This window comes from Clavibacter sp. MX14-G9D (assembly GCF_032917815.1).
Classification (GTDB): Bacteria; Actinomycetota; Actinomycetes; order Actinomycetales; family Microbacteriaceae; genus Clavibacter; species Clavibacter michiganensis_K.
On sequence record NZ_JAVCVL010000083.1, the window covers coordinates 1 to 10,477 of the forward strand.

Annotated in this window: 13 protein-coding genes; 6 read left to right on the forward strand and 7 right to left on the reverse strand. The window is 74.7% G+C overall.

The window, feature by feature from the left end; all coding sequences use genetic code 11:
- The first annotated feature begins 97 nt into the window (after positions 1 to 97).
- The 5 genes from Q6969_RS08520 to Q6969_RS08540 all read left to right on the forward strand — a co-directional run bounded on the left by Q6969_RS08520 (position 98) and on the right by Q6969_RS08540 (position 2,449).
- Entirely contained in the window at positions 98 to 373 is a 276-nt protein-coding gene (locus Q6969_RS08520) for a hypothetical protein (RefSeq protein ID WP_317230045.1), read from the forward strand.
- A 51-nt stretch (positions 374 to 424) separates the two neighbouring features.
- On the forward strand, positions 425 to 967 hold the full coding sequence (locus tag Q6969_RS08525) for an amino-acid N-acetyltransferase (RefSeq protein ID WP_094116694.1): 543 nt from the start codon (positions 425 to 427) through the stop codon (positions 965 to 967).
- Positions 968 to 1,097: 130 nt separating this feature from the next.
- On the forward strand, positions 1,098 to 1,766 hold the full coding sequence (locus tag Q6969_RS08530) for a hypothetical protein (RefSeq protein WP_317230046.1): 669 nt from the start codon (positions 1,098 to 1,100) through the stop codon (positions 1,764 to 1,766).
- Between the two features lie 131 nt (positions 1,767 to 1,897).
- Positions 1,898 to 2,056, forward strand: coding sequence for a zinc transporter permease (locus Q6969_RS08535; RefSeq protein ID WP_094116692.1), 159 nt, complete (start codon positions 1,898 to 1,900; stop codon positions 2,054 to 2,056).
- Between the two features lie 78 nt (positions 2,057 to 2,134).
- Positions 2,135 to 2,449: a helix-turn-helix domain-containing protein gene (locus Q6969_RS08540; RefSeq protein ID WP_317230047.1), complete on the forward strand. Its 315-nt coding sequence runs from the start codon at positions 2,135 to 2,137 to the stop codon at positions 2,447 to 2,449.
- Positions 2,450 to 2,524: 75 nt separating this feature from the next.
- Here Q6969_RS08540 and radA read toward each other — a convergent pair whose 3' ends face one another.
- The 4 genes from radA to Q6969_RS08560 are packed head-to-tail and all read right to left on the reverse strand — an operon-like array spanning position 2,525 to position 5,525.
- Positions 2,525 to 3,886 (reverse strand): DNA repair protein RadA, encoded by a 1,362-nt coding sequence (gene radA, locus Q6969_RS08545; protein ID WP_317230048.1) that lies wholly within the window; start codon positions 3,884 to 3,886, stop codon positions 2,525 to 2,527.
- 42 nt (positions 3,887 to 3,928) lie between these two features.
- Positions 3,929 to 4,105 (reverse strand): hypothetical protein, encoded by a 177-nt coding sequence (locus tag Q6969_RS08550; protein ID WP_317230049.1) that lies wholly within the window; start codon positions 4,103 to 4,105, stop codon positions 3,929 to 3,931.
- Positions 4,106 to 4,145: 40 nt separating this feature from the next.
- Complete coding sequence (locus Q6969_RS08555; protein WP_317230050.1) at positions 4,146 to 4,922, reverse strand: SGNH/GDSL hydrolase family protein; 777 nt, start codon at positions 4,920 to 4,922, stop codon at positions 4,146 to 4,148.
- Positions 4,923 to 4,976: 54 nt separating this feature from the next.
- Complete coding sequence (locus tag Q6969_RS08560) at positions 4,977 to 5,525, reverse strand: TetR/AcrR family transcriptional regulator (RefSeq protein ID WP_317230051.1); 549 nt, start codon at positions 5,523 to 5,525, stop codon at positions 4,977 to 4,979.
- A gap of 81 nt (positions 5,526 to 5,606) precedes the next feature.
- Here Q6969_RS08560 and Q6969_RS08565 point away from each other — a divergent pair, with 81 nt between their 5' ends.
- A complete protein-coding gene (locus Q6969_RS08565) occupies positions 5,607 to 6,536 on the forward strand; it encodes a 2-dehydropantoate 2-reductase N-terminal domain-containing protein (protein ID WP_317230052.1) in 930 nt (309 codons plus the stop codon).
- A 62-nt stretch (positions 6,537 to 6,598) separates the two neighbouring features.
- Here the strand turns inward: Q6969_RS08565 and Q6969_RS08570 are convergent, their stop codons facing one another.
- The 3 genes from Q6969_RS08570 to kdpC all read right to left on the reverse strand — a co-directional run.
- Positions 6,599 to 7,303 carry a response regulator gene (locus Q6969_RS08570; protein ID WP_317230053.1) on the reverse strand — a complete coding sequence of 235 codons (705 nt, stop codon included), beginning with the start codon at positions 7,301 to 7,303 and terminating at the stop codon, positions 6,599 to 6,601.
- Complete coding sequence (locus Q6969_RS08575; RefSeq protein WP_317230054.1) at positions 7,300 to 9,843, reverse strand: DUF4118 domain-containing protein; 2,544 nt, start codon at positions 9,841 to 9,843, stop codon at positions 7,300 to 7,302. Before Q6969_RS08575 ends, Q6969_RS08570 begins: the two co-directional genes overlap by 4 nt.
- 32 nt (positions 9,844 to 9,875) lie before the next feature.
- Positions 9,876 to 10,477, reverse strand: a 602-nt coding sequence (gene kdpC / locus Q6969_RS08580; protein ID WP_317230055.1) for a potassium-transporting ATPase subunit KdpC, incomplete at its 5' end; no start/stop codon positions are given.

Here is a 10,477-nt window from a genome sequence, read left to right on the forward strand (position 1 = left end):
ACGCCGCGCGACGCGTCGGGGCCCGCCGCCGCCGGCTGGGCGCCGCCCTCCGGTGCGCCCGTGACGGGCCGTCCGGGCCCGACCGCGGCGGGCTGACGTGGATCCCGTCCGCCGCCTCCTGTTCTGGCTGCGCGTGCCGTTCTTCGCGGATGCGGCGCTCGTGGTGATCGGGATCGCGCTGCTCGTCGGCGGCGACGGGGTCGGCTGGTGGGTGCTCGTGTTCGCGGGGCTGCGGGCCGTGGTCGGCGTGGTGGCGATCGCGTGGATCGCGCCGCGGATGATCGCGCGGCTCGGCAGCGGCAGCGGCAGCGGCAGCGGTGGCGGCAGCGGCGCCGAGTCGCCCGCCCCGGACGCGGGAACCGCCCGTCGATAGGCTGGACCCCGGATCCGCGCGCCCGAGCCGCGGTCCGAGAGGGTCGTCATCGTGAGCGCAGAGCCAGTCGTCGTCGAGTCCGCGGAGCCCACGGGCGGCATCCGCGTGCGACGTGCGCGCACGGGGGACGTGCCCCGGATCCAGCAGCTCGTCGAGCCGCTCGTGATGGAGGGCATCCTCCTCGGCAAGGACCTCGTCGTCCTCTACGAGAACGTGCAGGAGTTCCGGGTCGCGGTCGACGCGTCCGGCGAGGTCGTCGGCTGCGGCGCGCTGCACGTCATGTGGGAGGACCTCGGCGAGATCCGCACCCTGGCCGCGGCGCCGCAGACGCGCGGCACCGGCGTCGGGCACGCGCTGCTCGAGCGCCTGGAGGACGACGCCCGCGAGCTCGGCCTCAGCCGCCTGTTCTGCCTGACCTTCGAGGTGGGGTTCTTCACCCGGCACGGCTACCACGAGGTGGCGGAGTCGATCATCGCGCAGGAGATCTACTACGAGATGCTCCGCTCCCACGACGAGGGCATCGCCGAGTTCCTCGACCTCTCGCGCGTGAAGCCGAACACCCTCGGCAACACGCGGATGCTCAAGGCGCTCTGACCCGTCCCGCGGATGGCCGCGGACGTCCACGCACGGCCGCGGATGGCCGCGGAACGCCCGGAGCCCGGAGGGACGTGAGCGGCGGGCGCGCCGACCGGGCCGCGCGGGCGCTCGACCGTACCCTGGCGTCATGTCCTCGACCTCGCCCGGAGGCCGCCCGTCCGCGGCCGTGTACCGCCGCCGCCGTCTCGTCGCGCTGCTCGTCGTGGTGGCCGTGATCGCGGTCGTCGTGATCATCGTCTCGAACCTCGGCCGCGGCTCGGCCGACACCGCGGCCCCGGGAGCGACCCCGAGCGCGGGGGCGGACGCCGACGGCGACTCGGGCGACCCCGCCGCGGAGGCCCCGCCCACGCCGACCCCGAGCGCGAGCGCCGGCACGGAGACCAACGCCGACGGCTCCTGCGCCGTCGGCCAGCTGACGGTCACGCCCGTCACCGACGCGGCGTCCTACCAGGCGGGCGTGCTGCCGAAGCTGTCGTTCACGGTGACCAACACGGGCATGGAGCCCTGCACCGCGAACCTCGGCACCACCACGCAGGTGTTCACGATCTCCAGCGGATCCGACGTCTACTGGAGGTCGACGGACTGCCAGACGGGCGCGGAGGACGCCGAGGTCGAGCTCGCGGCGCGAACGCCGCAGACGTCGTCGCCGTTCGAGTGGTCGCGCCAGCGCTCGTCCACCACCACCTGCCAGCAGGAGGAGCGCCCGGCCGTGCCGGCGGGCGGCGCGACCTACACGCTCTCGGTCGAGGTCGCGGGCGTGGAGAGCGCGGAGCCGAAGTCCTTCCTGCTGTACTGACGCGCGGCCGCTGTGCTGATGTGCGGCCGCGGCCGCGATGCGCACCTGACCACGGTTCTCGATTGGATGCACGCATTGCAATCCATGCATGCGTCTGTCAACCTGGTGCTCCCCCTACGGAAGGACGCACCATGACCGACACCACCGAGACGCACGCCGAGCACACCGTCGCCGAGCACCAGCACGGCGCCGACTGCGGCCACGAGACGGTCACGCACGACGACCACGTCGACTTCGTCCACGACGGCCACAAGCACGCCGAGCACGGCGACCACTACGACGAGCACTGATCCGACGCGCCGCAGCGCGCGACGATCGACGAGGACCCGGCCGCGAGGCGGGGTCCTCGTCGTCATAGGATCGACCAGATGACCTACCCACCCGCCGGCTTCGAGCAGGCAGCAGACCTCTTCAAGGTGCTGTCGTCGTCGTCGCGGCTCGGCCTCCTGGGGCTCCTCGCAGCGCGGCAGATGACCGTGTCGGAGCTCGTCGAGGAGTCGGGGCTGTCGCAGCCGCTCGTCTCGCAGCACCTGCGCGTGCTGCGGGCGTCGGGCCTGGTGACGGTGGAGCGCGCGGGGCGGCTCGCCCGCTACGAGGTGACCGACACGCACGTGACGCACGTGGTCGACGACGCCGTGGCGCACGTGCGCGAGCACGCCGCCGGATCCGCCGCGCAGGTCTGACCGCCGGCGCCACGCCGTCCGGCAGCCCAGCCGGTCATGCCGCGCGCAGGGAACTCGCGCGCAGCGGCGCGGGGCTCAGAACGCCTCGTCGAGCTCCTTCTCCCGCTCGCTCTTCGCGAGGGAGAACGCGCGCCCGAGAGCGGAGAAGAGCGGCCCCCACTCGGCGTCGACGATCTGCGTGAAGCCGAGCCGGCGGGCCTCCGCCGCGCGCTGCGGGGCGGACGTGACGCCGCGGATCTCGCCCGCCAGGCTGATCTCGCCGAACGCGGCGAGGTCGTGCGGCATGGCCTTGCCGTTGACGGCGGAGACGAGCGCCACGGCGATGGCGAGGTCGGCCGCGGGCTCGGTGAGCCGCACGCCGCCCACGGTGGAGACGTACACGTCGCGGTCCGAGAGCCGCACGTTGGCGCGCTTCTCCAGCACCGCGAGCAGCATGGCGACGCGCGACGCGTCCACCCCGTTGACGACCCGGCGCGGCTGCGGCGCCTTCGTGTCGACCACGAGGGCCTGCACCTCCACGGGGAGTGCGCGGCGGCCCTCCATCGCGACGGTGACGCAGGTGCCCGAGACCGAGTGGATGCCGCGCGAGAGGAACATGCCGCTCGGATCCGGCACCTCGACGATGCCGTCGCCGGCCATCTCGAAGCAGCCGACCTCGTCGGTGGGCCCGAAGCGGTTCTTGAGGGCGCGGATGAAGCGGAGCGACGTCTGCCGGTCGCCCTCGAACTGGCACACCACGTCGACCAGGTGCTCGAGGAGCCGGGGGCCCGCGATGGAGCCGTCCTTCGTGACGTGGCCGACGAGGAGCAGCGGCAGGTCGCGCTCCTTGCAGACGCGGATGAGCGTGACGGCGACCTCGCGCACCTGGCCGGGGTGGCCGGGCAGGCCGTCCGAGGTGCTGCTGGAGACGGTCTGCACCGAGTCGACGATGAGGAGGTCGGGGGACACCTGCTCGATGTGGCCGAGGATGGTGCCGAGGTCGGTCTCGGCGGCGATGAGGAGCGACTCCTGCAGCCCGCCCGTGCGCTCGGCGCGCATGCGCACCTGCGCGACCGACTCCTCGGCCGTGACGTAGAGGACCTTCGCGCCCTTCGCGGCGGCGCGGGCCGCGACCTCGAGCAGCAGCGTGGACTTGCCGACGCCGGGCTCGCCGCTCATGAGGATGGCCGCGCCCGGGACGATGCCGCCCCCGAGCACGCGGTCGAGCTCGCCCACGCCGCTCGGCATGTGGCTGGCGGAGGCGGTGCCGACGTGCATGATGGACCGCGCCTGGCTGGAGCCGGCGGGCGTGAGCGTGGTGACGCGGCCGGCCGCGGCGGGCGTCTGCGACACCTCCGAGACGGTGTTCCAACTCTGGCACTCGGCGCACCGGCCGACCCACTTCGGGGTCGTCCACCCGCACTCCGAGCAGCGGTACGTGGAGTGGGTGCGGGCCATGCGGGGGACTCTACCGGCGGGCACCGACACGGCCGGACGGGGTCAGGGCCGGGCGCGGCGACCCGTCGTGCGCACGTACAGGAGCACGGAGACGGCGAACGCGACGGCGGGGATCCACGCGGGGCGGACGGCCCCCGTCACCAGCAGCGCGCCCGAGACCAGGCCGACCACCAGCCAGAGGGTGCCGGTGGGGCGGGCGTCGCGGGTGTCGTCGGCCATGCGTCCACCCTACGGAGGCGGGTCCGCGGGGTGCCAGCGCTCAGCGCCCCGCGACCTCCAGCGCGCGGACGGTGGCGGGCAGGAACGGCAGGAACGCGCTCGCCCACACGCGGTACCCGCGGTCGTTGGGGTGGAAGAGGTCCCCCGCGGCCTGGGTGAGGGCGAGGACCGCGGTCTGGCGGCGCGTGGTGCGGTGCAGCGGCGCGATGCGGAGCCGGCGGTCGGTCGCGAGGCGGCGGACGATCTCGTTGGCGACCCGCACCTTCCGCTCGCTGGCCGGGAAGTGGAAGCACGGCAGGTCGGCCACGACGGTGGTGGGCGGGACGGCGTCGAGGATCCGGCCGAGGTCGCGCTCGAAGGCGACGGGCTCGAAGGCGGCGATGTCGTTGGCGCCGATGGCGAGGGTCACCACGTCCGGCTTCAGCTTCGCGAGGCGGGGGAGCTGGTAGTCGATGAGGTCGGCGACGCGGGCGCCCGAGACGCTGAGGTTCACGGTGCGGACCGTGCGGCCGCTGAGGGCCCGGATGCGGTCGGCGAGGATCCCGACGTAGCCGTTCACGGGCCGGCTCGCGCCGATGCCCTGCGCGGTCGAGTCGCCGAGCGCGACGTAGAGGAGGTCGCCGTCGACCTTCGCCTGCTCGCGCCACCAGGCGGAGTTCACGGGGAGGGTCTCGTTGAGGACCACGGCGCGCGCCCGGCGGCCGGCCTCGAAGCGGCGGGGGACGACGAGGGCGGCGGCGGTGAGGCCGCCGAGTGCCGCGGCGGTGGAGGCGATGACGGCGGCGGGGCGGGCGGAGCGGGTGGATCTCTGGGGCACTACGGGAGCATACGCGCGTGGATCCGGGTGCCGGCTGGTCGCCCCGTCGCCGGATCAGGCGACGCGGAGGCCTCGTGCGAGGAGCGAGGCGACCTGCCGTGCCTCGGAAGTGCGGCGGGGCCCGTCGGCTGCGGCTCCGATCCCGTGCAGCGCCATCATCACGGCCCCCGCGCCCGCGTCGTCGCGGATGGTGCCGTCGGAGACCCCTCGCGCCATCAGGTCGGTGAGGGTGCGTTCGAGCTCGCTCCCCCCTTCGGCGCGGTCCGCGGCGTCGACGATGCCGGCCAGCGTCCGCGCGAGCGCGGCGTGCTCGAGGACGTAGTCGACGAACGCGCGCAGGAACTCGTCCAGGGCCTCCGCGGGCGGGAGCGACGAGGCGCGGCCCCGCTCGCAGAGCGCGGCCACCTCGCCGCGGTAGACCGCCGCAGCCAGCGCCTCCCGCGTGGGGAAGTGGCGGTACAGGGTCCCGACGCCCACTCCCGCGCGCGCGGCGAAGTCGTCGAACCTCAGCGGCTCGTCGCGCTCGAACACCGCGCGCGCGGCGGCGATGATCGCCTCGCGGTTGCGGCGTGCGTCGGCACGCAGCGGCTTGTCCTCGGCCATGCACCCTCCCGTTGACATACGGAGACGGTCTCCACATACTGAAGGGGTGGAGATCGTCTCCACTTTAGCGGGAGGAGTGCCATGAGGATCCTCATGTTCGGACGCGGGGTCATCGCGACCATCTACGGCCAGGCGCTCCAGGAGGCCGGGCACCGGGTCGAGTTCCTCGTGCGCCCGGGCCGCGCCGCCGAGTACGGGGACGAGGTGCGGACGGACGTCGTGGACGCGAGGCGCTCGCCGCTGGGCCGCCGAGTCCGTGCGTCCCTCGCGACGCGACTGCGGGAGACCCTCGGGTCCGCGGACGAGTTCGACCTCGTCGTCCTCAGCGTCGGGCACCACCGTCTCGGGGAGGCCGCCGCGTACCTCGCGCCGCGCATCGGCGATGCCACCGTGCTGGTCCTCGGCAACGTGTGGGCCGAGCCCCTCGCGGCGATCGCACCGCTTCCCGCCGACCAGGTGGTGTTCGGGTTCCCGCAGGCCGGCGGGGGCTTCGGTCCGGACGGGGTCCTCCACGGTGCTCTCTTCCGATCGATCACCCTCGAAGCCTCCGGGCATGCCGGGCGGCGCGGGCAGCTGGTGCGCGCGGCGTTCCGGCAGGCGGGGCTCGGCACCCGGGAGGAGGAGGACATGCGGGGATGGCTGCTGCTGCACTTCGCCATGGACGCCGGCATGTTCTCCCAGGCGCTGGCCATGGGAGGTCTCGCGCGCATGGTCGGGGACCCGCGAGCGCTCCGGGAGGCCTTCCTGGCCAGCCGGGAGCTGATCCCCGTCCTGGGAGCACGCGGCGTGGACCTCCGCAGGCACGCCGGTACCGCGCTCCCGTGGCGGCTGCCCGGGCTGACCGCCGGGGTGCTGGCGGCCGCGACCGTCCTCGTGCCGATCGCGCGGGTGAGCCTCGCCGCGCACACCGATCCGGACGCCGCCGAGCACCGCGCTGTCCTCGACGATGCGCTGGGCACGGCCCGGCAGCTCGACATCCCGACGCCGCGACTCTCCCGGGCCGCCCGCTGACCCGTCCCTCGACGTGGAACACGCAGGTGATCGTGCTGCCTCGCCCAGGCGGACGGGATCGGCTACGCGTCCCCCGGCGCCCGCCCCGCCCCCGCGGGCACGAAGCGGTAGCCCATGCCCGGATCCGTGAGCAGGTGCCGCGGGTGCGACGGATCCGGCTCGAGCTTCTTGCGGAGCTGGGCGACGTAGAGGCGGAGGTACCCGCTGTCGTTCACGTGGGTCGGACCCCAGATCTCGGTGAGGAGGGTCTGGCGGGACACCAGCCGGTCGGGGGCCCGCACGAGCAGCTCGAGCACCTGCCACTCCGTGGGCGTGAGGCGCACCCTCTGGTCGCCGCGCGTGACGACGCGGGCGGCGAGGTCGACGGTCACGTCCGCGAACGCGACGACGGCCGAGCGGTCCTCGTCGGGCGCGGCGCGGCGGCCGAGCGCGCGGATGCGGGCGAGCAGCTCGTCGATGGAGAACGGCTTGGTGACGTAGTCGTCCGCCCCGGCGTCGAGCGCCTCGACCTTGTCGGCGGCGCCCGAGCGGCCGGAGACCACGAGGATCGGCGCCGTGGACCAGAGCCGGAGCGCCTGGATCACCTCGACGCCGTCGAGCCGCGGCATGCCGAGGTCGATCATGTAGAGGTCCGGCTTCTCGGCGACCGCGACGCGGATGGCGGCGGCGCCGTCGTCGGCCGTGAGGATCTCGTAGCCGAGGCTCGTGAGGGTGATGCGCAGCGCCCGGAGGATCTGCTGGTCGTCGTCGGCGATGAGGATCCTCACGCGGGCACCTCCGACCCGGGCGTCGCGGCGGCGGCGCCGACCTGGGGCGCGTCGGGCGCGGATCCTGCCCGGCACTCCGGCAGCGCGACCACCATCGTGAGCCCGCCGCCCGGGGTGTCCTCGGCGGTGAGCGTGCCGCCCATGCCCTCGGTGAAGCCCTTGGAGAGCGCGAGGCCGAGCCCCAGGCCGGACGCGTTGTCGGTGTCGCCGAGCCGCTGGAACGGCACGAACATGTCGTCGCGCCGCTCGGGGGCGACGCCGGGGCCGTGGTCGACGACGCGGATCTCGACCGCTTCCGCGAACGCGCTCGTGCCGAGGCGGACGGGCACCCCGTCGGGCGCGTGCCGGACGGCGTTGCTCAGCAGGTTCACGACGACGCGCTGCAGGAGGCCCGGATCCGCGACGGCGCCGGGCAGGTCGGGCGCGAGGTCGAGCACCACGTCCGCGGGCCCGAGGTCGAGCTCGTCGAGGGCCGCGAGCACGACGTCGTCGAGGTCGACGTCCATCAGCCGCACGCCGAGCACGCCGGCCTGCACGCGGCTCACGTCGAGGAGGTCGGTCACGAGGTCGGCGAGCGTGCCGAGGCTCTCCTCCGCGGTGGCGAGCAGCTCCTCGCGGTCGCCCTCGGCCCAGTGCACGCCGGGCGAGCGGAGCGCGGTGACGGCGGCGGTCGCGGCGCTCAGCGGGCGGCGCAGGTCGTGGCTGACCGCCGAGAGGAGGGCCGTGCGGACGCGGTCCGTCTGCGCGAGCGGGCCCACCTCGCGGGCGGTGTCGGAGAGGTCGCGGTGCTCGAGCGCGGCGTCGAGCTGCGTGGCGATGACCCGGAGGAGCCGCCGGCCGGACGCCTCGAGGTCGCCGCCGAAGAGGGTGAGCACGCCGCGGGATCCCACGGGGACGTCGGTCGACGCGGCCCCCGTCACGACGCCGTCCCACGCGATGGCCTCGCCGCGGTCCACGAGCCGCACGCCCTGCAGGCCGAACGCCTCGCGCGTGCGGCTGACGAGCGCGTGCACGGCGCCGTCGCCGCGGAGCACGGACCCGGACACGGTCGCCAGCAGCTCCGCCTCGGCGGCCGCGCGGCGGGCGAGGCGCGTGCGGCGGGCGGCCTGGTCGACGATCCAGCTGACCAGCAGCGCGATGACCACGTAGAGCACGAGCGCGAGCAGGTGCAGCGGCTCGTCGACGGTGATCGTGTACAGCGGGTCGATGAAGTAGAAGTCGAGCGTGACGCCCGAGAGGACCGCCGCGAACAGGGCCGGCCAGATGCCGCCCACGAGCGCCACGAGCACCACGAGCAGCTGGTACGAGAGCACGTCGCTCGTGATGGAGTCGTCCGAGCGGGTCGCCGAGAGCAGCCAGGTGAGCAGCGGGCCGCCGACGAGCGCGAGGAGCGCCCCGAGGACCCGGCGCCGCATGCTGAGCGCGCCGCCGCGGATGCGCGGCAGCCGGAAGCGCCCGCCCGCGGCCGCGTGCGTGACGATGTGCACGTCGATGTCGCCGGACTCCCGGATCACGGTGGCGCCGATGCCGGGACCGGTCGCGGCGGCGGCGAGGCGGCTGCGGCGGCTCACGCCGAGCACGAGCTGCGTGGCGTTCGAGGCCCGGGCGAACTCCACGAGCGCCCGCGGGATGTCGTCGCCGACGACCTGGTGGTAGCTGCCGCCGAGCGAGTCGACGAGCGCGCGCTGGCGGGCGAGGGCCTCGGGGTTCCCGGAGCGGAGGCCGTCCTGGCTCGAGACGTGGACCGCCATCAGCTCCCCGCCGGCGGAGCGGGCCGCGATCCGGGCGCCGCGGCGGAGCAGGGTCTCGCCCTCCGCCCCGCCGGTGAGGGCGACGACCACGCGCTCGCGGGCCTCCCAGCGGGCGTCGATGCCCTTCTCGTCGCGGTACGCGGAGAGCGCGGTGTCGACCTCGTCGGCGAGCCAGAGCAGCGCGAGCTCGCGGAGGGCCGTGAGGTTGCCGAGCCGGAAGTAATGGGAGAGGGCCGCGTCGATCCGCTCGGCCGGGTACACGCGCCCGCCGGCGAGCCGGTCGCGCAGGGCCTCGGGCGCGAGGTCGACGACCTCGATCTGGTGCGCCTCGCGGAGCACCCGGTCGGGGATCGTCTCGCGCTGCGGCACGCCCGTGATCTTCTCCACCACGTCGTTGAGCGAGGCGATGTGCTGGATGTTGACGGTGGAGATCACGTCGATGCCGGCGTCGCGGAGCAGGTCGACGTCCTGCCAGCGCTTCTCGCTGCGGCCGCCGGGCGCGTTCGTGTGGGCGAGCTCGTCGACCAGCGCGATGGCGGGACGGCGGGCGATGACGGCGTCCACGTCGAGGTCGGTGATCTCCACGCCGCGGTGCGACACCTCGCGCCGGGGCAGGATCTCCAGGCCCTCGAGCATCGCGGCCGTGGCGACGCGGCCGTGGGTCTCCACGACCGCGACCACCACGTCGGCGCCCTCGTCGCGGAGCCGCCGGCCCTCCTCGAGCATCGCGTAGGTCTTGCCCACGCCGGGCGCCGCGCCCAGCAGCACCCGCAGTCGCCCGCGCTTCATGGATCCTCTTCCTCGCCCGCGTGGTGCGGGCCTCAGCCGCCGAGGCCGGCGAGCGCGATGTTGAGCTCGAGCACGTTCACGGTCGGCTCCCCGAGGTAGCCGAGGTCGCGTCCCTGGACGTGTCCCTCGACGAGGTCCGCGACCTCCTGCTCGGGGACGCCCCGGGCCTCGGCGACGCGGGCCACCTGCAGGCGAGCGTATTCCGGGCTGATGTGCGGGTCGAGCCCGGAGGCCGACGCCGTGAGCGCGTCGGCCGGGACGTCGGCCGGATCCACGCCGTCGGACGCCGCGATGGCCGCCCTGCGCTCCTCGATCGCGGCCACGAGGTCGGGGTTCTCGGGCCCGAGGTTGCTGCCGCTGGAGGCGGACGCGTCGTAGCCGTCGCCGGCGGCCGAGGGCCGGGACTGGAACCACTCCGGGAGGGCGGCGCCGTCGGCGTCCTGGAAGGACTGGCCGATCAGCGACGAGCCGACGACCTGGCCGTCGACGGACACGAGCGAGCCGTCGGCCTTCGCGGGCAGGGCGAGCTGGCCGACGCCCGTGACGACGGCCGCGTAGCCGACGCCGAGGACGACGGTGAGGACGGCCATCGCGCGGACGGCGACGCCGGCGGTGCGGAGGGACTGGCGGGGGG

Coding starts and splice junctions, on each gene's coding strand:
- Q6969_RS08550 (WP_317230049.1), bottom strand. CDS start 4,105: ATGGCCGACGACACCCGCGACGCCCGCCCCACCGGCACCCTCTGGCTG.
- Q6969_RS08535 (WP_094116692.1), top strand. CDS start 1,898: ATGACCGACACCACCGAGACGCACGCCGAGCACACCGTCGCCGAGCAC.
- Q6969_RS08560 (WP_317230051.1), bottom strand. CDS start 5,525: ATGGCCGAGGACAAGCCGCTGCGTGCCGACGCACGCCGCAACCGCGAG.
- radA (WP_317230048.1), bottom strand. CDS start 3,886: ATGGCCCGCACCCACTCCACGTACCGCTGCTCGGAGTGCGGGTGGACG.
- Q6969_RS08575 (WP_317230054.1), bottom strand. CDS start 9,843: ATGAAGCGCGGGCGACTGCGGGTGCTGCTGGGCGCGGCGCCCGGCGTG.
- Q6969_RS08565 (WP_317230052.1), top strand. CDS start 5,607: ATGAGGATCCTCATGTTCGGACGCGGGGTCATCGCGACCATCTACGGC.
- Q6969_RS08540 (WP_317230047.1), top strand. CDS start 2,135: ATGACCTACCCACCCGCCGGCTTCGAGCAGGCAGCAGACCTCTTCAAG.
- Q6969_RS08530 (WP_317230046.1), top strand. CDS start 1,098: ATGTCCTCGACCTCGCCCGGAGGCCGCCCGTCCGCGGCCGTGTACCGC.